The organism is Streptococcus parasanguinis (assembly GCF_009717775.1).
In the GTDB taxonomy this organism is placed as follows: domain Bacteria; phylum Bacillota; class Bacilli; order Lactobacillales; family Streptococcaceae; genus Streptococcus; species Streptococcus parasanguinis_AG.
On record NZ_WMZF01000001.1, the window covers coordinates 413,784 to 436,517 of the forward strand.

23 protein-coding genes are annotated in these 22,734 nt (G+C 41.1%); 18 read left to right on the forward strand and 5 right to left on the reverse strand.

Annotation, left to right across the window (positions count from 1 at the left end; translation table 11 throughout):
• The first annotated feature begins 112 nt into the window (after nucleotides 1–112).
• Nucleotides 113–1,783, forward strand: a complete 1,671-nt coding sequence (locus GMC92_RS02145) for a formate--tetrahydrofolate ligase (protein ID WP_155199571.1) — start codon at nucleotides 113–115, stop codon at nucleotides 1,781–1,783.
• A 72-nt stretch (nucleotides 1,784–1,855) separates the two neighbouring features.
• On the opposite strand, the gene GMC92_RS02150 is transcribed toward GMC92_RS02145, so the two are convergent.
• Nucleotides 1,856–3,199 carry an MATE family efflux transporter gene (locus GMC92_RS02150; protein ID WP_155199572.1) on the reverse strand — a complete coding sequence of 448 codons (1,344 nt, stop codon included), beginning with the start codon at nucleotides 3,197–3,199 and terminating at the stop codon, nucleotides 1,856–1,858.
• A 95-nt stretch (nucleotides 3,200–3,294) separates the two neighbouring features.
• Here GMC92_RS02150 and GMC92_RS02155 point away from each other — a divergent pair, with 95 nt between their 5' ends.
• Nucleotides 3,295–3,849 carry a GNAT family N-acetyltransferase gene (locus GMC92_RS02155; RefSeq protein ID WP_155199573.1) on the forward strand — a complete coding sequence of 185 codons (555 nt, stop codon included), beginning with the start codon at nucleotides 3,295–3,297 and terminating at the stop codon, nucleotides 3,847–3,849.
• Between the two features lie 185 nt (nucleotides 3,850–4,034).
• On the opposite strand, the gene GMC92_RS02160 is transcribed toward GMC92_RS02155, so the two are convergent.
• Nucleotides 4,035–5,063 (reverse strand): YdcF family protein, encoded by a 1,029-nt coding sequence (locus tag GMC92_RS02160; protein ID WP_155199574.1) that lies wholly within the window; start codon nucleotides 5,061–5,063, stop codon nucleotides 4,035–4,037.
• Nucleotides 5,064–5,197: 134 nt separating this feature from the next.
• On the opposite strand from GMC92_RS02160, the gene brnQ reads away from it, so the two are divergent.
• The 3 genes from brnQ to GMC92_RS02175 all read left to right on the forward strand — a co-directional run bounded on the left by brnQ (nucleotide 5,198) and on the right by GMC92_RS02175 (nucleotide 7,961).
• Nucleotides 5,198–6,514, forward strand: a complete 1,317-nt coding sequence (brnQ, locus tag GMC92_RS02165) for a branched-chain amino acid transport system II carrier protein (protein WP_155199575.1) — start codon at nucleotides 5,198–5,200, stop codon at nucleotides 6,512–6,514.
• Nucleotides 6,515–6,668: 154 nt separating this feature from the next.
• Nucleotides 6,669–7,376, forward strand: coding sequence for a thiol-disulfide oxidoreductase-associated membrane protein CcdA2 (gene ccdA2, locus GMC92_RS02170; RefSeq protein WP_023918067.1), 708 nt, complete (start codon nucleotides 6,669–6,671; stop codon nucleotides 7,374–7,376).
• A gap of 24 nt (nucleotides 7,377–7,400) precedes the next feature.
• Complete coding sequence (locus tag GMC92_RS02175; RefSeq protein WP_037599449.1) at nucleotides 7,401–7,961, forward strand: TlpA family protein disulfide reductase; 561 nt, start codon at nucleotides 7,401–7,403, stop codon at nucleotides 7,959–7,961.
• A gap of 37 nt (nucleotides 7,962–7,998) precedes the next feature.
• Here GMC92_RS02175 and GMC92_RS02180 read toward each other — a convergent pair whose 3' ends face one another.
• The 3 genes from GMC92_RS02180 to GMC92_RS02190 are packed head-to-tail and all read right to left on the reverse strand — an operon-like array spanning nucleotide 7,999 to nucleotide 10,816.
• Nucleotides 7,999–9,243 (reverse strand): NAD(P)H-dependent oxidoreductase, encoded by a 1,245-nt coding sequence (locus tag GMC92_RS02180; RefSeq protein WP_023918071.1) that lies wholly within the window; start codon nucleotides 9,241–9,243, stop codon nucleotides 7,999–8,001.
• 18 nt (nucleotides 9,244–9,261) lie between these two features.
• On the reverse strand, nucleotides 9,262–9,867 hold the full coding sequence (locus tag GMC92_RS02185) for an NADPH-dependent FMN reductase (RefSeq protein WP_023918073.1): 606 nt from the start codon (nucleotides 9,865–9,867) through the stop codon (nucleotides 9,262–9,264).
• Nucleotides 9,868–9,892: 25 nt separating this feature from the next.
• The gene (locus tag GMC92_RS02190) at nucleotides 9,893–10,816 is read right to left on the reverse strand and encodes an FAD:protein FMN transferase (protein ID WP_338324024.1); all 924 of its coding nucleotides are present in this window, start codon (nucleotides 10,814–10,816) and stop codon (nucleotides 9,893–9,895) included.
• 224 nt (nucleotides 10,817–11,040) lie between these two features.
• Between GMC92_RS02190 and nox the strand changes: the two genes are divergently transcribed.
• From nox to GMC92_RS02255, 13 genes are all read left to right on the forward strand, one after another.
• Nucleotides 11,041–12,417 carry a H2O-forming NADH oxidase gene (gene nox, locus GMC92_RS02195; protein ID WP_003001563.1) on the forward strand — a complete coding sequence of 459 codons (1,377 nt, stop codon included), beginning with the start codon at nucleotides 11,041–11,043 and terminating at the stop codon, nucleotides 12,415–12,417.
• A gap of 117 nt (nucleotides 12,418–12,534) precedes the next feature.
• A complete protein-coding gene (locus tag GMC92_RS02200; protein WP_155199576.1) occupies nucleotides 12,535–14,079 on the forward strand; it encodes a ClC family H(+)/Cl(-) exchange transporter in 1,545 nt (514 codons plus the stop codon).
• A gap of 110 nt (nucleotides 14,080–14,189) precedes the next feature.
• A complete protein-coding gene (gene efeO / locus GMC92_RS02205; RefSeq protein WP_070661354.1) occupies nucleotides 14,190–15,062 on the forward strand; it encodes an iron uptake system protein EfeO in 873 nt (290 codons plus the stop codon).
• 5 nt (nucleotides 15,063–15,067) lie between these two features.
• Nucleotides 15,068–16,273, forward strand: coding sequence for an iron uptake transporter deferrochelatase/peroxidase subunit (gene efeB / locus GMC92_RS02210; protein WP_155199577.1), 1,206 nt, complete (start codon nucleotides 15,068–15,070; stop codon nucleotides 16,271–16,273).
• Nucleotides 16,251–17,936 (forward strand): FTR1 family iron permease, encoded by a 1,686-nt coding sequence (locus tag GMC92_RS02215; protein WP_155199578.1) that lies wholly within the window; start codon nucleotides 16,251–16,253, stop codon nucleotides 17,934–17,936. The genes efeB and GMC92_RS02215 overlap by 23 nt, the downstream gene beginning before the upstream one ends.
• Nucleotides 17,923–18,642: a twin-arginine translocase subunit TatC gene (gene tatC / locus GMC92_RS02220; protein ID WP_155199579.1), complete on the forward strand. Its 720-nt coding sequence runs from the start codon at nucleotides 17,923–17,925 to the stop codon at nucleotides 18,640–18,642. The genes GMC92_RS02215 and tatC overlap by 14 nt, the downstream gene beginning before the upstream one ends.
• Complete coding sequence (locus GMC92_RS02225; protein WP_003007243.1) at nucleotides 18,642–18,839, forward strand: Sec-independent protein translocase subunit TatA/TatB; 198 nt, start codon at nucleotides 18,642–18,644, stop codon at nucleotides 18,837–18,839. Before tatC ends, GMC92_RS02225 begins: the two co-directional genes overlap by 1 nt.
• 436 nt (nucleotides 18,840–19,275) lie before the next feature.
• Nucleotides 19,276–19,821, forward strand: a complete 546-nt coding sequence (locus GMC92_RS02230) for a hypothetical protein (RefSeq protein ID WP_155199580.1) — start codon at nucleotides 19,276–19,278, stop codon at nucleotides 19,819–19,821.
• A 202-nt stretch (nucleotides 19,822–20,023) separates the two neighbouring features.
• On the forward strand, nucleotides 20,024–20,530 hold the full coding sequence (locus tag GMC92_RS02235; protein WP_155199581.1) for a hypothetical protein: 507 nt from the start codon (nucleotides 20,024–20,026) through the stop codon (nucleotides 20,528–20,530).
• Nucleotides 20,530–20,751: a hypothetical protein gene (locus GMC92_RS02240; RefSeq protein ID WP_155199582.1), complete on the forward strand. Its 222-nt coding sequence runs from the start codon at nucleotides 20,530–20,532 to the stop codon at nucleotides 20,749–20,751. Before GMC92_RS02235 ends, GMC92_RS02240 begins: the two co-directional genes overlap by 1 nt.
• A gap of 41 nt (nucleotides 20,752–20,792) precedes the next feature.
• On the forward strand, nucleotides 20,793–21,260 hold the full coding sequence (locus GMC92_RS02245) for a hypothetical protein (RefSeq protein WP_155199583.1): 468 nt from the start codon (nucleotides 20,793–20,795) through the stop codon (nucleotides 21,258–21,260).
• On the forward strand, nucleotides 21,257–22,141 hold the full coding sequence (locus tag GMC92_RS02250; RefSeq protein WP_155199584.1) for a DUF4299 family protein: 885 nt from the start codon (nucleotides 21,257–21,259) through the stop codon (nucleotides 22,139–22,141). Before GMC92_RS02245 ends, GMC92_RS02250 begins: the two co-directional genes overlap by 4 nt.
• 78 nt (nucleotides 22,142–22,219) lie before the next feature.
• Entirely contained in the window at nucleotides 22,220–22,696 is a 477-nt protein-coding gene (locus GMC92_RS02255) for a toxin-antitoxin system YwqK family antitoxin (RefSeq protein ID WP_241672872.1), read from the forward strand.
• The last annotated feature ends 38 nt before the right edge of the window (nucleotides 22,697–22,734 follow it).

Genomic DNA, 22,734 nt, shown 5'->3' on the forward strand with positions numbered 1-22,734 from the left:
CAAGCCATAAAATATACATAAAAAGCGAACGTTGGATTCAAAACATGGAAAAACCATGTTATTTTCGCGAATTTTAGGTATAATAGATCTATCAAATATAAAGGAGTCCCTTATGAAAACAGATATCGAAATTGCTCAAAGCATTGAACTCCAACCGATTGTGGACGTTGTTAAGAAGATTGGTTTGGTAGACGATGATCTTGAATTGTATGGAAAATACAAGGCGAAATTGAGCTTTGATAAGATTCGTGATGTTGAGAAAAATCCAGTAGGAAAACTCATTTTAGTCACTGCGATCAACCCAACTCCTGCTGGAGAAGGGAAATCAACCATTACAATTGGACTGGCAGATGCTTTGAATAAAATCGGTAAAAAAACCATGATTGCCATTCGCGAACCTTCTTTAGGACCGGTTATGGGGATTAAAGGTGGTGCTGCTGGAGGTGGTTATGCTCAAGTGTTACCGATGGAAGACATCAACCTTCATTTCACAGGGGATATGCATGCCATCACAACGGCTAATAATGCTCTCTCAGCTTTGATTGACAATCATTTGCATCAAGGAAATGAGCTCGGTATTGACCAACGTCGCATTATCTGGAAGCGTGTAGTGGATTTGAACGACCGTGCTTTGCGCCATGTCAGTGTAGGTCTTGGCGGTCCTTTGAATGGGATTCCGCGTGAAGACGGTTATGATATTACAGTTGCTTCTGAGATTATGGCCATCCTTTGCTTGGCGACAGATATTGAAGATTTGAAAGGACGTTTGGCTAATATTGTGATCGGTTACCGCTATGATCGCAGTCCAGTTTATGTCCGTGATTTGGAAGTGGAAGGGGCTCTTGCCTTGATCCTTAAAGATGCGATTAAGCCAAACTTGGTTCAAACCATCTATGGAACTCCTGCCTTTGTTCACGGTGGTCCGTTTGCCAATATTGCCCATGGATGTAATTCTGTATTAGCAACGACGACAGCTCTTCATTTAGCGGACTATACAATTACAGAAGCAGGTTTTGGTGCTGACCTTGGCGCTGAAAAATTCCTGGATATTAAGACTCCAAACTTACCTACATCACCAGATGCAGTCGTAATCGTAGCGACACTCCGTGCCCTTAAGATGAACGGTGGAGTGACCAAGGATGCTTTGACTGAAGAAAATGTAGAGGCTGTTCGTGCTGGTTTTGCCAACTTGAAACGTCACGTTGAAAATATCCGTAAGTTTGGCATTCCTGCAGTGGTTGCCATCAATGAATTTATCACTGATACAGAAGCAGAAATTGCTGCTTTGAAAGAATTGTGTGCTGAAATTGAGGTGCCAGTTGAGCTTGCGAGTGTATGGGCGAATGGTGCTGACGGTGGAGTTGAACTTGCTGAAACCTTGGTTAAAACCATCGAAACAAGTCCAGCTAACTACACACGCTTGTATGATAACAATCTTTCTGTTGAAGAAAAAATTGAAAAGATTGTTACAGAAATTTACCGCGGTACGAAGGTGAATTTTGAGAAGAAAGCTAAGACACAAATTGCCCAAATCGTGAAAAATGGTTGGGATAAGTTGCCAATCTGTATGGCCAAAACACAATATAGCTTCTCTGATAATCCAAATGCCTTGGGAGCTCCTGAAAACTTTGAAATCACTATCCGTGAAGTGGTTCCAAAATTGGGAGCAGGCTTTATTGTCGCTTTGACTGGGGATGTCATGACCATGCCTGGGCTACCAAAACGTCCAGCTGCTTTAAATATGGATGTGGCTGCTGATGGTACAGCGATCGGCTTGTTCTAATAGACGCCTGATGACAAAAAATAACTTCTGTTCAAAAGAGCAGAAGTTATTTTATTATGTACTCGTCGAATGTTATGATGCAAGAAGCTGATGACTGGCTTTGTGGTAGGTAAACCAAAGTTGAAGGGTCATTGGAACCCAAATGAGAGGCTCGCAAAGAATGACTCCTATATAGCCTGTATGAGGGATAATGAAAAATACAAAGAGAATTTTTCCTGTTAACTCGATAAAGCTAGAAATCAAAGGGGTCAATTTTCGGCCGATACCTTGGAGGGAATTCCCTAAAATCAAGAGGCATCCTAAGACCGGATAGAAGCAGGAGCTGATTTGCAGATAGAGACTGGCATTTGCGATCAAGTTGGGATTGGTTGATCCAGATATGAGGCTTGTCAAGAAGGGGCTTGTAAAGAAGAGGAGGATGGCAACAATGATCGACCAAACGAAGGAGAGGAGACAAGCTTGTTTAACGCCTTTTTGAATGCGTCGGAATTGTTTGGCACCAAAGTTTTGCGAGGTAAAGGTCGTCATACTAGTGGAAATAGCAGCCATTGGCAGAAGGGCAAAGGACATGATTCGCCGAGCTGAGATTTGAGCACTAATGATGGTCATTCCAAGCTTATTGATAGCTGATTGTAAGATGACTGTTCCGATAGAGACAATAGAAGACATGAGCCCCATGGTAAATCCCTGACTGATTAAGTCCTGATAGAGCCTTTGATCCCAAACAAAATCGTTGCGATTTGGCAGGAGAAAAGGTACTTTTTTGCGGATATAAAAGAAACAAAGAAGGGCGGAAAAACTTTGCGCAATAATGGTCGCAACCCCAGCAGATTGGACTCCGAGATGCAGTTGGGTAATAAAATATAGATCGAGAAGAATATTGAGAATAGCAGCGATAATCAGGAAGTAGAGTGCCGCTAAACTATCGCCAACCGCTCTAAGAAGTCCAGCACAAAGATTATAGGCAAAGGTCACAGCCACACCATTGACAATGGTGGAGATATAGAGATAAGATTGAGACACAATAGCTGATGGAGTCCCTAAAAATTGGAGTAGGGGATAAAGCCCCACAGCACCAAAGAAGATCACGAAGAGACTGAGGACGCCGCCAATAACAGCAGTTGCGGCGACTGATTTTCGTAATTGGTCTTCGTTTTTTGCTCCATAATTTCTCGCAATAATGATGCCCATCCCATTTCCAACACCGACAGCAAATCCGACAATCAGATCAAAGATAGCAGAGGTCGCCCCAACGGCTGCCAATGATTTTTGACCTAAAAAACGCCCAACAATCATAACATCCGATATATTGTAGACTTGTTGGAAAATATTGGATAAGAGAATAGGAAAGGCAAAACTCAAAAGAGCGGGTAAAATAGGGCCATCTATGAGATCCACACGTTGAATTTTTTTCATAGTGCCATTATACCAACTTCACAAAACAGGGACAAGCGTCTTTAGTTGAATACCCTTACATTTTTTGGTATAATCAGTGCAGAAATGGAGGCTTTATGCGCTTAACCAGCCAATTAATCACTGAATCGTTCCCTGATCTAGATAAGGTCGAGAGGTTAAATATCGAGGCTTTCCCTGAAGAGGAACGGATTCCTTTATCAGAATACTTACGCTATACGGATAATGACGATGCCAATTTCTTTGCTTTTTATAACGAAGAAGAATTTGTCGGATTTGCTTTCTCTATCTACAATCAGAAAGCTTTTTATGTTAGCTTCTTTGCCATTATGCCCCACCTACGTAGCCACGGTTATGGTCAAGAAATCATTGAAAAATTGGTAGAATTTTACCAAAGAACCATGATTCTTGAAGTGGAACGTTTAGATGAAGAATGTGACAATCTAGAGCAACGTCAGTCTCGGATGGATTTCTATAAGCGAAATGGATTTAAAACTGCCAATGCCTTTTTAGAATACGAAGGACTTAGCTTTGAAATTCTCTATCGGGGTGATCACTTTGACGAAGAGGCTTATCGTGATATTTTCCGTAAACTGCAGGAAGAAAATTATTTCGATTTCCGCATTAAATATAGACGCTTTAGTGACCACTAGACAAGAAGGAGGCTGGGACAAAAATCCTAGCCTCTCAATTATTTTTGGAATGTCGAGCAAGACGCAGTGGTTGAGTGGGCTCTACTACGCTGATTTCATCAGCTTTTACAGCCCTACTCAACTGTGCGGAGGTGGGACGACGAAATCGAATTCTAACGAATTACCGATTTCTGTCCCACTCTCTTTTAGTTTAGATATTTAATGAAGAACTCAATCAGTTTCATGATTTGTGTAAAGAACCAAGGCAGAAATAGAAGAGCTAGGAAGGTAACATGCCATTTCCAATAAAGTGAAACCAAGCCAACGGTTTCTCGAATCCAAGCGGATGGGAGATAGTAAAAAGCTGTTCTTGAACCGATACTTCGACCAGGTATTTTCAATCGTCTCATAAAGACACCTGCACGGAGCGCGTGAAAAGAATTAGTTACCACAAGGACTCTCTTGCCAAGACCCTCTTCTTCAAAGATACACTTGCTAAAGGTCAGGTTTTCAAAAGTAGTACGAGAGCGATTCTCGATGAGAATGGCGTCTTCTGGAACCCCGTGTTCTATCAAGTATCCGGCCATAGCTTCCGCCTCAGCGATCAGCTCATCTGACCCTTGACCACCAGAAACAATCAGCTTTGGTCGTCCGTTGAACTGCTCATAAATGGCCTTTCCCTTCTCAAGACGCTGGGCCAAGAGTGGGGGAACCTTGTCTCCGATCAAACCTGAGCCAAGGATGATGATGGCGTCTGGTTCTTTGCGAACCGGAAAGAGATTGCAAAAGGTCCCATAGGATACATAAGAGAGGTAGAGAAAGGTCATGTAAAACAGGGCAAAGTCAGTCAGATAGATGAGGATGTCATTCCCTGGGAAATAGGGTAGAAAATGTAGTGCCAAAGCTCCGATAATAAACAGTCCATAAAGCAGAGAGAGGAGGTTGGCCAGTCTTTTTCCTTCAAAAGCCATCATTTGACGGCCGTTAAAAAGGAGAAAGATAGATGAGAAAATAATGCTGAGAAAAACGAGGATGGAAATCACTACAAAGACAATCATTGCAATTTGTTGATTAAACCATAGCTCAGTTCGAACGACTAGTAGAAATGCAGAAATCAGTAGAAGAAGCCCCAGGTTTATCGAAAAGAGATAAGCATTGAAAAGCCTTCTGCGATCACTCATAAAGAACAATAAAAAAATAAGAGCTGGAAATAACCAGAATAGATATAGATACATGTTTTGCCCCTCGTAAAATCTTATATCCATTGTACCATAATGACTGATAAAAATAGCGGATTGTTCATACAAATAAGTTGCATTCTTCAAATGAATTTGATAAAGTTAAGATTATCGTTTTTTAAGGAGATTGTATGTTACGAAAAGGTTCCCTGACAGGTTTATTACTGTTTGGTATTTTTTTTGGTGCTGGAAACCTGATTTTCCCGCCGACTCTTGGTGCTTTATCGGGTAATCAATTTTGGCCAGCTATTGCTGGGTTTGTCCTTTCAGGAGTGGGAATTGCCATTGTGACCTTGATTATCGGGACACTCAATCCCAAAGGTTATATTGATGAGATTTCTCGTAAGATTTCACCTATTTTCGCAATTGTATACTTAGTTGCGCTGTATCTTTCGATTGGTCCTTTCTTTGCCATTCCAAGAACGGCGACGGTATCTTTCGAAGTGGGGACAGCCCCCTTATTAGGTGGAATGAATGCCAGTTTAGCACTTTTCATTTTTACCCTGGTCTACTTTTTACTAGCCTTTTTGATTGCTTTGAATCCATCTAAGATTCTAGATCGGATCGGTCGTATATTGACCCCGATCTTTGCGATTCTCATTTTGATCTTGGTCGTTCTTGGGGCTCTGAAATACAGTGGACACGCTCCAATGGTGGCTACCAAAGCCTATCAGGCTTCTGCCTTTGGGCAAGGATTTTTAGAGGGCTACAATACCTTGGATGCCTTGGCATCTGTTGCCTTTAGTGTGATCGCAGTGACTACCTTGAATCAACTTGGATTTTCAAGTAAGAGAGAATACATCAAGACTATTTGGTTGGTTGGAATTGTTGTAGCCCTTGGTTTTAGTGTGCTGTATATCGGTTTAGGATATCTGGGGAATCATTTTCCTATTCCAGCTTCTGTTATGGCATCTGATAGCAATAAAGGGGTGTATGTATTATCAGAAGCGACCAAAGCGATCTTTGGTCCGACTGCTCAGATTTTCCTAGCGGGAATGGTGACGGTAACTTGCTTTACCACAACTGCTGGTTTAATCGTCTCTACCAGTGAATTCTTCCATAGCACCTTCCCTAAGGTTTCTTACAAGGTCTATGCAAGTGTCTTCACTCTGATTGGTTTTGCGATTGCCAACCTTGGCTTGAATACCATTATTGCTTTCTCATTGCCGGTCTTGATGATTCTTTACCCAATCACCATTACCATTGTATTGATTGTGATAGTGAATAAATTTGTGGCTCTTTCAAAACCAGGGATGCAACTGACTATTTTCTTGGCCAGCGTGGTCTCTCTTGCAAGTGTTCTGGCAAGTACCTTTAAAATTTCACTAGTAGAAAAGGGGATTGCTTTGCTTCCATTTGCGGCTCAATCTCTTCCATGGTTGGTTCCAGTAGTTATCGGGATTCTTTTATCGCTCGTATTACCAAATAAACAAACGGCAGAAGAATAAGTATATTAGAAACTCTAAAGTTTTATGCTTTAGAGTTTTTCTTTTGAAACTAGTATCTAAATCCAAACTTTAGTAAAAAAAACGTAGCAGAAATTTTTATTTTTTGTCAGTCAATGCTATACTGAATGTAGCATATCAATATACGGAGTGAACTATGAATCCAATCATTTTTTCATTGACAGTTTTTCTTGCGGGTATTCTGTCTTTCTTTTCTCCCTGTGTCTTTCCTTTGCTGCCGGTTTATATTGGAATCTTACTAGGAAGTGATCAGGAAAAGGCTATCCGATTGTTCGGGAAAAAAATTCGCTGGCATGGCTTGCTGAAAACCCTTTGTTTTATTGCAGGTATTTCTGTTATTTTCCTCCTCATTGGTTTTGGAGCGGGCTTGCTTGGAAAGATCATGTACACCAATTGGTTCCGTTATCTGATGGGAGCCCTTATCATTATCCTTGGTCTTCATCAAATGGAAGTTTTCCACTTTCATTTCCTTGAGAAGCAAAAAACAATGGATTTTGGAGCCAACAAACAGAAGAATGAATTGTTTTCAGCTTTTCTACTTGGTCTTGGTTTTAGTTTTGGTTGGACCCCTTGTATTGGTCCGGTATTAGGATCGGTTCTTGCTTTAGCAGCATCAGATGGGCAAGATGCTCTTATGGGAGCTATTTATCTCTTTGTTTATACCTTGGGAATGGCTCTTCCGTTTTTACTCTTGGCCTTAGCATCTAGTCTGGTCCTACCTTACTTTAATCGTCTCAAACCCCATTTGTTATTGCTGAAGAAAATCGGCGGAGCCATCATTATTCTGATGGGAATTCTCTTACTTTTGGGACAATTGAACAGTTTGTCATCTATCTTTTCATAAAATAATCCGGAGGTTTAACGCATGATGAAAGGTTTTAAATACGCTTGTTTCTCAGTCCTCTCTTTAGCTTTGCTGTCAGCTTGTTCCATGAATCAATCCAGTGAGAGTAGTATGGACAATCAGCCAACAATGAATACAACAACGAATAAGAATGCTTTGGTAGGAAAAGACGCTAGTGACTTTGAACTAAAGGATATGAAGGGGAATACGGTTAAACTTTCAGACTACAAAGGGAAGAAGGTTTATTTGAAATTTTGGGCAACCTGGTGTGGTCCTTGCCGGAAAAGTATGCCTGAATTAGAGAAATTGGTCAAGGATACGGATAGAGACTTTGAAATTTTGACCATTATGGCACCGGGACTCCAAGGTGAAAAAACAGAAGAAGAATTCGTTAAATGGTTTGATCAACAAGATTACAAGTCCGTACCGGTCTTGTACAATCCAGACGGTTCTGCATTTGCAGATTATCAGGTTCGCTCTATTCCTACAGAAGTCTTTATAGACAGTCATGGGAAAATTGGACATGTCCAATTAGGGGCTATTTCAAACGACGATGCTAAGAAGATCATCAAGGAGTTACAATAAAAAAATGAAGCACGAAGCTTCATTTTTTTATTGTTTCTTAGTTGCTTGCACCAGAAGTGGCATCGGCATCTCCGTGCCCTCCGTCACCATGTCCTCCAGCATCAGAAGCACCAGAAGTTGCATCTGCACTACCGTGTCCACCAGCAGGAGCAAATGGACCGCTTCCACCAACTAGACGTTGACCTGTTGTTTGCAGGTACCAGTCCAACCATGGTTTGAAGTTGAAGACAATCTCATTGATACCAGCGTAAGAACCATCTTCATAGTACATAGCTTGGTAGTTGTGAGTGTTAATCACGCCTTCAGGAGAACCTGGAACAATGGTCCGAACATAGTCTTGGTTACCGTTACGAAGGGTACCAATCACCCATTCTACGTTTTTCATACGTGCTGGTGGTAGGGAACCATGAACGGTTGACATCCGGCTTCCTGATTGAGGTGGCACGCGTTTGGCAAACATGGTATCAGGATCTTGATGGGCATTGTTGTAGTAGAGGAATTGGTTGTTATCATCGGCATAGGTCAATTCAAATGGCATAGCCTTTAAGAACATATCAATTTGGTTAACGGTTAGGATACCGTGGTCGAGTTTGACATAGGTATCGCCGGAAACGGCACCAGTGATTTCAGCTACTTTTTCTACCCAATCTGGATCGTCAGGATCGACTTCAGTAACAGTTGTAGCGATTGGATGATTACAATCCAAGTCTTCTGGTTCAATTGGTTTTGGTTTTTTCAATTTAGATACAACCTCAACGTATTTCATAAAATTATCCAAGCAGGTTTCAAGGAATTTGACGGTTCCCTCGTTAATGATATTGCCGTCTTCGTCAAAAGCTTCTTTGGCTTTTCCAAGAAGGAATTCATTTCCTGGAAGGGTATAAGCATTGACACCTGGGGCATCGAGGATCTTACGGAGGTGAACTTGCGCACGTGAAGTCCCTTGATCATAGTAAGAAGCACCGACGATCATAACCGGTTTGTTTTCAAATGGATGCACCTCGAAAGAGAGCCATTCAAGAACAGACTTGAGAGCAGCAGAGATCGTATGGTTGTGCTCTGGAGTGGCAATGATAACACCATCTGCACGAGTGATTTTGTTATATAAAAGACGCAATTGGAAACTTTCGTCCCATTTTTCATCTTGGTTAAACATTGGAACTTCGTCGATTTCAAGAACTTCCAATTCAAATTTGATTTTAAATTGGCGGCGAATGAATTCCAAAAGTTTACGGTTATATGATTGATCGTAGTTTGAGCCTACAAGTCCAACAAATTTCATTCTTTTCTGTCTCCTATCTTACAAGTTTTCCCAGTCAAATTCTTCAGCATCTTTGCGAAGTAATTCTTGGGCGTTGCGCAATTTGTCTGTAATTTTTACAAACACACGGAAATCATTGAAGACCGCATCTAATTTTTGAATGACATCTAAATCCACCAAGTCTCCATTTTGATCAAAGGCTTGCAATGAATGAGAGAGCAAGAATTCATCTGGCAAGACATTCGCTTTAATTTCAGGAGCATTTAAGATTTGGCGAAGTTGGAGTTGGGCGCGTGAAGATCCCAAGGTACCGTATGATGCCCCAGTAATCATGACCGGTTTGTTCAACAATGGGAAGACTCCGTATGAGAGCCAAGCGAGTGCACTCATCAAGACTGCTGGAATAGAGTGGTCGTATTCTGGAGTTCCAATAATGACCCCATCAGCTTCTTCAATTTTTGCAACAATATCTAAGACAGCTTCAGGAACTTGTTTGTCGGCTGGTTTGTTAAAGACAGGGATATCTTTAATTTCGACCAATTCGATCTCAGCCTTATCAGCAAAATGTTTTTGCATGTATTGAAGCAGTTGACGGTTTGTAGAACGTTTGGAGTTAGTCCCCACAATCGCAATAAGTTTTATCATGGAAAATTCCTTTCTGATAGGAGAATTATAAATAAGATTGAAGCCCACTTGTATAGGCGATCTTGCCTGATTGAGAAACCAATAAGGTATCTATACCAGGAAGTGATTCAACAGTGTTGAGGATAGAAGCAGGAGATTCCCCGAACAAGCGGGTAGTCCATATCTCCCCGTCTACGGATCGATCAGATATGATGGTGATACTGGCTAAGTCTGTCTCGACCGGATAGCCCGTCGCGCTATCAAAGATGTGGTGAAACGACTGGCCGTCCACTTCTAAATGACGCTCGTAGATGCCAGAGGTGACAATAGATTTATCCTTGACAGAGAGGACCAGTAGGTGCTGACCTCTTTTTTCGACTGGATTTTGAATGCCAATCCGCCAAGGTTGCTGTTTGACGGGATGTTGACCGACAGTGAGGATATTTCCTCCAAGATCGATCAAGGCATCTGTTACTCCCTGGCTCTTTAAAAAGGTCGCAATGCAGTCTGCGCTATAGCCCTTAGCCAAGGCTCCTAAATCAATCTTCATTCCAGGACGCGTCAGAAAGACCGTATGGTTTTCTGGGTCGAGCTGGATTTGGTGAGGATCGATCTTGGCCAGGGCTTGATCAATTTCCCCTTGCTGGGGACGTCTAGCATCTGAAAATCCAATTCGCCAGGTCTGTACAAGAGGACCAATGGCGATGTTTAAATGGCTGTCTTGAGCTTGACTATGCAAGGTACCTAATGCAATCAGTTCAAAAAGATCTGGATGAACTTGGACAGGAGCAATACCAGCTTGGTGATTGACCTCCATGAGTTCAGAACTTGCATCATTAGCACTGAAGTGATGTTCGTAGGAGCGAAGAAGTTCAAAGCAGCGGGCTAAGAGTTCATTCGCTTGTGGGTGACAGATCGAAACAGTGATGGTCGTACCCATCAAACGTTCGGATCGACTACTTAGGTCCACTAAAAATCTATCCTTTCCTATTTTCACTCACTTACAGTATATCAAAAAGATATCGTTTTCACAATCCTTTCGAGCATATTGTTTGACATTTTTTGAAACATGTGAAGTGTGATTTTCTGGAAAATTGAAAAAAAGATCACAAATTCTGAGCAAAATAATTGTAACCGATATCATTTTTATGATATACTCAAGAAGTAAATTAAATTAAAGGTAGGATTTATTCTATGAGTAAAATCGTTGTTGTAGGGGCTAACCATGCCGGAACAGCTTGTATCAACACTATGTTAGATAATTTCGGAAATGAAAATGAAATTGTAGTTTTTGACCAAAACTCAAACATTTCATTCCTTGGATGTGGGATGGCGCTTTGGATCGGTGAACAAATCGATGGTCCTGAAGGTCTTTTCTACTCTGACAAAGAAAAATTGGAAGCAAAAGGTGCAAAAGTCTACATGAATTCACCTGTTCTTTCAATTGACTATGACAACAAAGTGGTTACAGCGGAAGTTGATGGAAAAGAACACAAAGAATCTTATGAAAAATTGATCTTTGCGACTGGATCAACACCAATCATTCCTCCAATTAAAGGAGTTGAAATCGTACCTGGTAACCGCGAATTCAAAGCAACTCTTGAAAATCTTCAATTCGTTAAATTGTACCAAAATGCTGAAGAAGTAATCGAAAAATTGAAAGACAACAGCAAACACTTGAATCGTATCGCCGTAGTTGGTGGTGGTTACATTGGTGTTGAACTTGCGGAAGCTTTCGAACGTCTTGGTAAAGATGTTGTCTTAGTAGATATCGTGGACACTGTCTTGAATGGCTACTACGACAAAGACTTCACAGACATCATGGCGAAAAACTTGGAAGACCACAATATCCGTTTGGCGCTTGGACAAACGGTTCAAGCGGTTGAAGGAGATGGTAAGGTAGAACGCCTTGTAACCGATAAAGAGACCTTCGATGTAGATATGGTTATCTTGGCTGTTGGTTTCCGTCCAAATACAGCTCTTGCTGATGGTAAGATCGAACTCTTCCGCAACGGTGCCTTCCTTGTTGATAAGAAACAAGAAACGTCACTTCCAGGTGTATACGCAGTTGGTGACTGTGCGACTATCTTCGATAACGCTCGTAACGAAATGAGCTATATCGCTCTTGCATCTAATGCGGTTCGTTCAGGTATTGTCGGTGCCTACAATGCGACTGGTCATGAATTAGAAGGAATCGGTGTTCAAGGTTCTAACGGTATCTCTATCTACGGCCTTCACATGGTTTCAACTGGTTTGACTCTTGAAAAAGCGAAAGCTGCTGGCTTCAATGCCACTGAAACTGGCTTCAACGACCTTCAAAAACCTGAATTTATCAAACACGATAATTATGAAGTTGGTATCAAGATCGTCTACGATAAAGACACTCGTCAAATCCTTGGAGCTCAAATGGTATCACGTGATAGCGCCATCTCAATGGCTATCCACATGTTCTCACTTGCGATTCAAGAACACGTGACGATTGATAAATTGGCCTTGACAGACTTGTTCTTCTTGCCACACTTCAACAAACCTTACAACTACATCACAATGGCAGCTTTAACTGCTGAATAATGAATCAATGAAAAACAAAGCTAGCGGTGCTAGTTTTGTTTTTTTCTGTCTTTCCATGTATTCAGAGGCAGTGAAATAAGGTATAATGAATAGGATAAGAGTTTGAAGGAGTTAGGAATGTCTGCTAAAGAAGAAGCCATTAAAAATGAATTTCAATTTGCCTCTAGTTCGATTGTGGCCCATATTGTCAGAGGTGTTCTGGTTGGGATCGTTGTGGGCTGTATCGTCTCGAGTTTTCGTTTTTTGATCGAACATATTTTTCATTTTGTTCAAGGCGTTTACAAGGAGATGCCTGGTCAACCACTTTATTTACTTGCTATGCTATTGGGTTATGGGGTGATCGTACTGATTGCTGGTCGCCTTATTCGCACCAATCGGGATATCAAGGGATCAGGAATTCCACAAGTCGAAGCGGAGCTTAAGGGCCTTTTGGCGGTGAGCTGGTGGGATACCCTGTGGAAGAAGTATATTCTAGGTGTCTTGGCCATCGGAAGTGGTTTAATGCTTGGTCGTGAAGGTCCTAGTATTCAATTAGGAGCGATGGGTGGAAAAGGTGTGGCTCATCATTTGAAGGTCAGCCCAGTTGAGGAGAGGTCTTTGATTGCAAGTGGGGCTGCTGCTGGCCTTGCCGCTGCCTTTAATGCACCTATAGCGGGGCTCTTATTTGTGGTTGAAGAGGTCTACCATCATTTTTCACGCTTCTTTTGGATTTCAACCTTGGCTGCTAGTTTGACGGCTAATTTTATTTCACTCAATGTCTTTGGTCAAACACCAGTGCTTCATATGCCACAAAATATTCCGCCACTCCATCTGTCTCAGTACTGGATTTATCTTTTTCTTGGAGTCTTTTTAGGGGCAGCGGGTTATGTCTACGAAATAGTGGTTCTCAATATCGGTCGCCTGTATCGTTTGCTAGAGAAGTTTTTCCGTGTTACTTCACATTATTCCTCTTTATTTGCCTTTGTCTTGATTCTTCCAATCGGCTATTTTCTTCCCCAAATTCTTGGTGGTGGGAACCAATTGGTCTTGGATTTAGCTCGAGTACCGTATCCAGTGCTGACCATCCTTCTTTATTTTGCGATCCGTTTCATCTGGAGTATGTTGAGCTATGGTAGTGGCTTACCAGGTGGCATCTTCCTGCCTATACTAGCATTAGGATCACTTTTAGGGGCCATCGTTGGAACCTTCCTCCAAAACATTGGCTTTATCTCTCAAAATCAGCTGCCTCTTTTCATCATTTTAGGAATGAGTGGGTATTTTGGGGCTATTTCAAAAGCGCCATTAACAGCGATGATTTTAGTGACAGAGATGGTCGGTGATATTCGCAGTTTAATGCCCCTAGGCATGGTGACCTTGCTGGCTTATATGATCATGGATCTCTTCCATGGAGCGCCAGTCTATGAAGCCATGCTCGAGCAATTGTTGCCGGATAAGGCGCAAGAAGAAGGAGAGTTGACCCTGATCGAGATCCCTGTATCAGAAAAGATTGCAGGGAAGCAAGTTCATGAACTGCACCTCCCTCAAGATATCTTAATTACCACGCAAATGCGAAGCGGTAAGAGCTATACGGTCAATGGTGCGACCCGCTTGTATCTAGGGGATAGCATCTTTGTGGTGGTTAAAGAATCCGAAATCGGACGAGTCAAAGATATTCTTTTGTAAAAGACAGATTCTCAGAAAAGTTTTTCTATTATTAAATTTTCAGACAATTATTGAAAAATGAGAAACTATCTGGTAAAATAAGGGCAAGAACAAATGAGGAGAAGTCTTTCATGAAAAAATATAGTCTACTCTTATTGAGTGTTGCTCTTTTAGCAGGGTGTGCAAATTCTACTAGCAAACAGTCCAGTCAAAAGACGCAAACCAGCTCAACGGTGCAGTTGTCAAAGGCTGATCAGAAGACCTTGGACAATGCGACAGCTGAATACAAAGACTTTGTTGAAATGCAAATTGACCAATTGCTCAAGGATACAGAAGGATTCCGTGCTACCCTAAAAGACGGTAATTTGGAAGAAGCTAAAAAGCAATACCCCTTGATCCGCATGGCCTATGAACGTTCTGAACCGATTGCTGAAACCTTCGGGGAATCGGATGTTAAGATCGACTACCGTTTGGTGGATTATGTGGATGAAAATAAATCAGAAGATGGCTGGTCAGGTTTCCACCGGATTGAGCGTATCCTTTGGGAAAACAATACTACAGATGGAACAGACAAATACGCTGACCAACTGGTGAACGATATCAAGGAGTTGAAAGCTAAAATTGCTACAGTAGAAGTCACACCGGATATCATGTTGACCGGAGCTGTCGATCTACTCAATGAAGTGGCAACACAAAAGATTACGGGTGAAGAAGAAGTCTTCTCTCATACAGATCTTTACGACTTCCGCGCCAATATTGAAGGGGCTGAAAAGATCTTCTCTCTCTTTAAACCCTTGATTGAGAAAAAAGATGCTAAATTGGTTAAAACCTTGGAAGCAGAATTCAAGAATGTCAATGCTTTATTGGACAAACACATGACAGATGATTCAAACTATAAGTCTTACACAGATTTATCCAAGGAAGATACCAAGGAATTGGCAGAAGCTGTGACCAAACTTGGTGAACCATTATCTCAAATGGGTGTGATTTTAGATGGGAAATAAGAAAAATGGCTGGCGAAAAATTTTTAGATAAAAAAATGGACCGTCGTGAATTTCTTAAAAAAGCAGGTATTGGAGGGGCTGGTCTAGCGCTAGGTCTCTCTGGTGCATCTGCTTTTTTCGCTAATCAAGACAGTTCCAGCAAAAAAGCTTATGATGGGGATGAAGACATCTCCTTTTATGGCAAGCATCAAGCAGGGATTATAACGGCCATGCAGAAGGCTTGCTACTTGGTGGTATTAGACCTTCACACGACGGACAAAAAAGAAATCATCCAGCTTTTTAAAGACTGGACCGACTATAGTAGTAAATTAGTCGAAGGAGAATTGGTCAAAAAAGATGGCGCCAATGCCCTATTGCCACCAACGGATACAGGTGAAACAGTGGGACTCAACCCCTATCGCTTGAGCCTGACTTTTGGGGTTTCTGCTTCCTTTCTAAAGAAACTGGGCTTGGAGTCCAAACGTCCGAAACTTTTTCGTGATTTGCCTCCATTTCCAAAGGAGCAGTTGCAGGACAAATATACGGGTGGCGATATCGTCATTCAGGCCTGTGCAGATGATGAGCAGGTAGCCTTTCATGCGGTGCGAAATCTGATTCGTAAGGGTCGCAATACCATTACCATGAAGTGGAGCAAATCAGGATTTGCAGCTATTGGCGACCGAAAAGAAACGCCGCGCAACCTCTTTGGTTTCAAGGATGGAACAGCAAATGTCACGACGGAGAAGGACTTTGACAAGGTCGTCTGGACTGACAGCAAGGACTGGATGAAGGGTGGTTCCTATATGGCTCTTCGTCTAGTGCAAATGCACCTGGAAACTTGGGACCGAACCAATTTGCAGGAGCAGGAAAATACCTTTGGTCGCTACAAGGAGTCTGGTGCTCCCTTTGGTAAAACCAACGAATTTGATGAAGTAGATTTATCTAAATTACCAGTAGATTCACATGTCCGCTTGGCCAAAGAAGTCGATCGACCGATTTTACGCAGATCATATTCCTATTCGGATGGCATCAATGAACAAACAGGGCAATTTGATGCTGGCTTGATCTTTATCGCCTTTCAAAAGGATCCGAACAGCTTTGTCAAAATCCAAACCAACTTAGGCGCAGTAGACAAAATGAACGAGTACATCACCCATATCGGAAGTGGACTCTTTGCTTGCTTTGCAGGCGTTGAGAAAGGAGGGTATCTTGGTCAAGCACTCTTTGAATAAATTCTTGATCTTATTAGGCCTTCTTGCCTTGTTCTGGACTCATCCAGTGGCTGCGGACTCTTATAGCGATCTCTTTATCAAGATCACGGATGCAACAACCGCTGTAGAAAATAAGAATCAGGATAAGGCCAAGGCATTAATCGCTGCGATTCAGTCTGATTTTGAATCAAAAGACCACCATGATTCCAAGGCAGGGAAAAAAGTTAGCCAAGCCTTAGCAATAAAAGGGGAGGTAAGAAAAGAGGATCTTACCAAGATCTCATCAGCCTTGCTGGCTTTTGAAAAAGAGCAAAATCCGGTCGATTTAGAGGCGGAAAAAGACAAACTCGTGAGTCACCTCGCACCTTATTTTAAGAACCTACAAGAGGCCATTACAGCTAAGAATCTGGATAAAACTCGTCAAACCTATGCAGATCTCAATAATACCTGGACCCGTAACGAAGCGGTGGTAAGAGATCACAGCACAGCCTACTATGGCAAAATCGAGACGGCCATTTCGCTCTTACGCAGTAGTATTGAAACAGAACCTACCGATTTTACCAACATCCAGTCCTCTTATGATGACCTCAAAAATGGGATTGATGCCTTTGTAAAAGGTGAAGCCATTAGCAGTGTCAGTACGGATTTGACATTGGAAGATGGGATCAAGCTTTTGGAAAAGGCACAAAGCCAATTCCAATCCGGCGACGATAAATCTGCTGCAGCGACTATGAAGCAGTTCATCACTATCTGGCCAACTATCGAGGGAGATGTCAGCACGACCAATCCCAGTCTCTACACTCGCGTAGAGAGCGAATCCCCGGTCATTATGGTCAAGGGGAAAGAAAAGGCCTATCAAGAGAAATTACAAGCCTTGATCAGAGACCTGTCTGCGATCGATACGACAGCTTCTTACAACGCCTTTGATGCCATGTTGATTCTTCTGCGTGAAGGAGTGGAAGCCCTTCTGATCGTTATGGCGCTTGTGACGACCCTTAAGGCTGCTAAGATGAGGAAAGCCCTCAAATGGGTCTACGGAGGGGCTATTGCGGGTGTTCTTGCCAGTGCAGCGATTGCTCTTGTTCTGCAAGTAGCATTTCCAGCCGTTACTTCGGGGTCTAATCGGGAAATCATTGAAGGTGGTGTTGGGATTTTCGCTGTGGTCATGATGATCCTCATCGGAATTTGGCTCCACAGCAAGTCCTCTGTCAAACAATGGAATGCCTTTATGGACCGTCAAATGAAGACCGTAACGGCTACAGGAAGCTTTGTCTCGATGTTTGCCCTCAGTTTCTTAGCAGTCTTTCGTGAAGGGGCTGAGACCATTCTCTTTTATGTCGGGATCATTCCGCGGATTACGACCACGAATTTCTTACTGGGAATCGGGCTTGCTATAGCTGTTCTCATCATCATTGCAGTGGCCATGACTAAGGCTAGTCAAGCTATCCAACCTCATCGAATCTTTTTCATTTTGACTTGGTTGATTTACGCCTTGGCCTTCAAGATGCTCGGTGTCAGCATTCACGCCCTGCAGTTGACCAATATCCTACCTAGCCATTTGGTCAATGGACTTCCAACCATCGATTGGGCGGGGATCTATCCAAGCTGGGAAGTTCTTCTTCCTCAAGGTATCTTTGTGGCCTTGATCGCACTCGTTACGGTGAGACAACATGGCAAAGAGTAGAGCAGATGAAATGACTATTGTTGAACATTTGGTCGAATTTCGAAAACGATTGATCGCAGTGGTCTTGTGCTATATTATCGTCTTCATCCTAGCATTTGTATTTGGAGGAGAAATCTATCAAGCCTTGACGGCTAGCCTGCATCAAAAACTGCTGGTACTGGGACCGAATGATATTCTCTGGATCTATGTATCGCTGGCCAATCTCACATCCTTTAGCCTGACCTTGCCCTTTATTGTTTACCAGATTTGGCAATTTGTAAGGCCGGCTTTGAAAGAGAAGGAAGCGCGTGCAGTCTTTGCCTACATTCCAGCTAGCTTTATTTGCTTTGTGCTGGGACTTGCATTTGGTTATTTCTTTGTCAGTCCAGCTATTTTAGAGGTCCTAATGCGCTTGGGAGAAGGGCTGTTTGATACCCAATTAACGGCACAAAATTATTTAACCTTCTTATGGCACACCACCTTGCCAATAGGGGTCTTGTTCGAGTTACCAGTTTTGGTCGCTTTTCTGACCTCGATTGGGCTCTTGACACCACAGTTTTTAATAACCTACCGACGTTACGCATACTTTGTCCTGCTGGTCTTAGCCGTCGTGTTGACGCCAGCGGACTTTATTAGTGACTTGGCCATGACACTCCCTTTGATCCTCTTATTTGAAGTCAGTGTCGCCATCAGTAAAGTCATCTATTCAAGAAAAAGGAGAAACTAATGGGAATTTTACGTGATATTGGAGCACCAGGATTGATCATCATCATCTTGGGCGCCCTCTTGATTTTTGGACCAAAACGCCTGCCTGAGTTGGGCCAGTCCATCGGCAAAATGTTTGCTGAATTTAAGACTGCTGTCAATAAAGGCAGTGAAGAAGCTGATCAAGACACCAAAGAAGCCAAAGAAGAAAAAGAATAATCAGACAATTTTCAAAATTCTATTGAGTTCGATTGCATAAAAAGGTATAATAAGACAAGTACTTGCAATCGACGAAGGAGGAAACCATGATTATTACGATTTTGTCACTCATTTTCTATTTCAGCTATATCGGATTCTTATGCTGGTTGGTCGTAAAAATTGTCGAAAAATTGTTCAATTTCTTGTTGAACCGTTAATAATGAAACAATCCATTTCACCCCGAGTGAGTGGATTTTTTTGTGTCTCGTTCATTCAGTATAGAATCAAATAGTAAGAGACCCTATGGTCTCTTTTTGCTTATCCAATTCCCCTAGATAGTGACTAACTTGAACTTCAAACTGTATTTCGGTATGATAGTAGGTAATAGATTTACGGTTTGTTTGTGGGGACCCCGACTGAGTAATATACAAGGGGCTGCAGATAAGAAGGAGAAGGAATGAAGTATACCTATAAATCGCTTCTTTGTTTAGGAGATTATAAAGAAGATACCTATTATATCGATTTATCTACTGGCGACTTGAAAAAGTCAGTTGCTCATAAGGCATCTACATCCAAAATATTTTTGTCATCTATCATTGGTTACCATGTTCTAGGATTGAGTCTATTTAAAAGTGTTGAATCTAACGTGGTCCTAAGTATTGTTCTCTTGCTTGTTTCCTTTGTTCTTTCAATTATTGCTGCGGTTGTTTTTAATAACAGGCTGTATAAAAAGATAGAGTTTGAAAAGGTTGAATTGACAAAAGATGAGTATGAGGAATTTCGAAAGCAAGTAAAAAAATATAACAAAACCATCGTTTTACTTATCATCTTATTTATTGGTATGTTTTTCATTTCAATGCATTTATATCTTTCAACTCCTAGTATCTTCTTGTTACTAGTGATGGACTATGTGGTTTTTTCGTCTTATCTTTTATATACGAATGGATTTTTTACGAAAAGGTTTCGTTTTGAAAAATATATCAATACGGATTACATGAAGTAGTAAGGCTCTTTTATCAATTCTATTTTCCTATTTGTTCTTTCTATCTGTTTAGCAAATAAGGTGCATAAGCGCAAGAAAATTGTGAAAAGTTTATGACAGATCGAACGGGCCTTGTTATAGGTTATTCAATGATTGAACATAAGGATTAATGGATATTAAAAATATTAGATCTAAGTTTTAATAGCATCGAAAGGTTGTTTTCATGGTTTGTAAACAAAATTTTAAAGGTCGTGTCTACAATATCTCCTTAAATGAGCAGACACTTCAAAAAGGATGGTATTTGATTGTGACAGACCAACATCAAGAGTACTTAGTGCAAAGAAACTGGAGTCTGTCTACTAAGAGATCCTTTGCCATTTATCAAACAAACTATTCATTTAGTAAACATACACATAGCCAAAACGTGAGAAGTAGGAAGGGTCTATCATACCTTGGAGCAACTATTGTGATAGCTGCACTCATTCGTTTACTTACTCCGTATCAATTTTGGCTAGGACCTACCATTAAAGCGACAAATTATTTTCAAGGCACGGTACATTTACTATCTTTGGCTCTTGCGATGACCTTCTCATTTATGTTTGTTGCTGTGCTTAGGAAAATGAAATTAAAAGCCTTTCTTAAAGGAAAAAAGGCGGATTTAAAGTATATTGGCAGAGTTAAAACACTGAATCCATTAACACTAACGAAAGAAGGAGTGGATTTTTGGTAATGAAGAAACGAATTTTTCAAAAAGGCTTGGGTTACGGATTGTTATTCTTTGTCTTCATTCTTCCAATGTTTCTATTTGCTTATTTTGTCCAATTGAGGCTATTCTTAATTGTACCGATTGTGCTTTATCTGGTTCTATTTTTCAATGGTGTTATTTTGAGTGATCATGATCGGATGATCGAATTTGAAATTTCAAGCGAAGTAAGAAAACAAGATGAATAGAAGATAAAGGTTGTTAATATGACAGTTTGTGGAGGGTTAGTATGCGTAAAGAATTTCTAGTCTATCAAAACAAAGTATACTCTAATTTTGTGAATTATATAAATAGTTATATCCTGCTTTCGGAAGATCCAGCGATGTTGGATGAAGGCTACATCCCCTATAGCTCCTATATTTCCGATGCCGGTGAAGGTATATACGGAAAGCTTATTTCTTACAGCGAGATTAGTCAAAGGTATGTGGTTTATGATCGTGTCCTATATAAAGGTCAGGAATTTGCAATGGCTGGTCACAAGCGTGGAGATGATGATTTTACAGCACCCGATTCTTATGTGCGAATATTGGTTTCTGATAAAGAATTTTTAAATGAAAACAATATAGCAGATGGTGCGGAATTGATGGATGATAAGTACGGTCTTATCACGTATGCATCAGGAAAAATCCCTGTCAGCGAAGTAACGATTCTACGTCGTAGAAAGAATTTGCCAGTAGACCGAAGGAGAAAAATATGAAATCAGTTAGTTTTACAATAAAAAGCAACCAACCACTAAGGATTGGTGAGGTGCTTCAAGCAGAAATCTTTGAATGTTACAGCGTTTCCGCTAAGGATACAGGATTAAAGCCATCTGCAGACTCTCTTATTTCGGATTTCCATTCTGTTCAGTTTGGAGTCAAAGGGAAGTCTAGTCTAGGGTTCCGTCTAGCTTTTGACGGCCAAGCCTATCAGGTATCTGTTCCAGATTTAGCGACAGCTTCTGACTGGACCGGGGCCTTGATGTTTTTGAAAACCTTGCTTGTTCTCTTAGATGTAAGTGTGTGTGAACATGATGGCGTGAACTATGATAAAGATTCCATTCTTGATTTTCATTTCACGGATATTTTCTTATCAGCTCTTTCGGAATTGACCAAGGAAGTAAAAGATCATCCTATCGTGGAAATTATGGGAGTGAAACGTCCTATTTACATCAATGAACTCTATCTAGGGCAGATTATCCATGTACCGGATGATCAACTCTTAAATAGTTATGACCAGCGCTTGCGCTTCACCCAACAGTTGAATGCTTATTACTCTGAGCAACAAGTTTTTAAAGTAGAGCAAAATGGTGAGGACATCCTTATCCCTATCAATTATCTAAATAGTGAAGCGAGGACAGTCCTACCAGCATACCCTGAGTTGGAACCTCAATATTTGCAACAGTATCGAGGAAGTAAGGTTGCAGTAGCACGATTATTCATTATGACAGCCGATGGAGAAAAACTAGCCGAGGTTCCTTATCGACAATTCCTAGAGTCGTTGACTGAAGGCATCTATATGCTAGATGCCAAATACGTTCTGGTTGACACGATTTCTCCTGAAACTCTACAAGATGTCTTGAAAAAGGGAGGATTTTAAGAAAAATTCCTGCTCAGTTAACTTTTTCAGATGTCAAAATGTAATGAGAAACAAATTATTTAAAAAGGTTGAAAAATGATGGAAGATATGATTTTAACAAAAGAAGAAGTGCTTCTAAATGGTGTTTGTTTTGAAGAAGAGCTTGATTGGGGTGGATGGTATTGCGAGCAGATTGTTTGTGAGAATGAATCTGGTGAAGAAATTCCATTTACAGGTTTAGCTTATGATTTATACCCAGATGGTAAATTAGAGTATTATGGTTATATTAAAGATGGGTTCCGTCATGGAATGAATGTATTGTTTTATCCTAATGGAAATATTGAAAGCATCAATCCTCAAGATTGCGGTGCAGCTGATGGGCATCAAAAGAAATACTATGAAAACGGCGCATTAAAATCACAGATACATTGTGTTTTAGGGGAAAGAGTAACTTATATTGAGTACGATGAGGCTGGCCATATTATCGATGAAAAATTAGAACCGACTGAGGCAGATTTTGAGAGAGCAAGGAAGTGGGGGATTGATTTATCAAAACGAAACGTGACTTTGAAATAGAACAAAATCGCTTGAGATCTCAGATTGATTTAACGAAT

Excerpts from the sequence above, each read along its gene's own strand:
- GMC92_RS02145 (WP_155199571.1), top strand. The coding sequence starts at position 113 with ATGAAAACAGATATCGAAATTGCTCAAAGCATTGAACTCCAACCGATT.
- GMC92_RS02150 (WP_155199572.1), bottom strand. The coding sequence starts at position 3,199 with ATGAAAAAAATTCAACGTGTGGATCTCATAGATGGCCCTATTTTACCC.
- GMC92_RS02155 (WP_155199573.1), top strand. The coding sequence starts at position 3,295 with ATGCGCTTAACCAGCCAATTAATCACTGAATCGTTCCCTGATCTAGAT.
- GMC92_RS02160 (WP_155199574.1), bottom strand. The coding sequence starts at position 5,063 with ATGTATCTATATCTATTCTGGTTATTTCCAGCTCTTATTTTTTTATTG.
- brnQ (WP_155199575.1), top strand. The coding sequence starts at position 5,198 with ATGTTACGAAAAGGTTCCCTGACAGGTTTATTACTGTTTGGTATTTTT.
- ccdA2 (WP_023918067.1), top strand. The coding sequence starts at position 6,669 with ATGAATCCAATCATTTTTTCATTGACAGTTTTTCTTGCGGGTATTCTG.
- GMC92_RS02175 (WP_037599449.1), top strand. The coding sequence starts at position 7,401 with ATGAAAGGTTTTAAATACGCTTGTTTCTCAGTCCTCTCTTTAGCTTTG.
- GMC92_RS02180 (WP_023918071.1), bottom strand. The coding sequence starts at position 9,243 with ATGAAATTTGTTGGACTTGTAGGCTCAAACTACGATCAATCATATAAC.
- GMC92_RS02185 (WP_023918073.1), bottom strand. The coding sequence starts at position 9,867 with ATGATAAAACTTATTGCGATTGTGGGGACTAACTCCAAACGTTCTACA.
- nox (WP_003001563.1), top strand. The coding sequence starts at position 11,041 with ATGAGTAAAATCGTTGTTGTAGGGGCTAACCATGCCGGAACAGCTTGT.
- GMC92_RS02200 (WP_155199576.1), top strand. The coding sequence starts at position 12,535 with ATGTCTGCTAAAGAAGAAGCCATTAAAAATGAATTTCAATTTGCCTCT.
- efeO (WP_070661354.1), top strand. The coding sequence starts at position 14,190 with ATGAAAAAATATAGTCTACTCTTATTGAGTGTTGCTCTTTTAGCAGGG.
- efeB (WP_155199577.1), top strand. The coding sequence starts at position 15,068 with ATGGCTGGCGAAAAATTTTTAGATAAAAAAATGGACCGTCGTGAATTT.
- tatC (WP_155199579.1), top strand. The coding sequence starts at position 17,923 with ATGGCAAAGAGTAGAGCAGATGAAATGACTATTGTTGAACATTTGGTC.
- GMC92_RS02225 (WP_003007243.1), top strand. The coding sequence starts at position 18,642 with ATGGGAATTTTACGTGATATTGGAGCACCAGGATTGATCATCATCATC.
- GMC92_RS02230 (WP_155199580.1), top strand. The coding sequence starts at position 19,276 with ATGAAGTATACCTATAAATCGCTTCTTTGTTTAGGAGATTATAAAGAA.
- GMC92_RS02235 (WP_155199581.1), top strand. The coding sequence starts at position 20,024 with ATGGTTTGTAAACAAAATTTTAAAGGTCGTGTCTACAATATCTCCTTA.
- GMC92_RS02240 (WP_155199582.1), top strand. The coding sequence starts at position 20,530 with ATGAAGAAACGAATTTTTCAAAAAGGCTTGGGTTACGGATTGTTATTC.
- GMC92_RS02245 (WP_155199583.1), top strand. The coding sequence starts at position 20,793 with ATGCGTAAAGAATTTCTAGTCTATCAAAACAAAGTATACTCTAATTTT.
- GMC92_RS02250 (WP_155199584.1), top strand. The coding sequence starts at position 21,257 with ATGAAATCAGTTAGTTTTACAATAAAAAGCAACCAACCACTAAGGATT.
- GMC92_RS02255 (WP_241672872.1), top strand. The coding sequence starts at position 22,220 with ATGGAAGATATGATTTTAACAAAAGAAGAAGTGCTTCTAAATGGTGTT.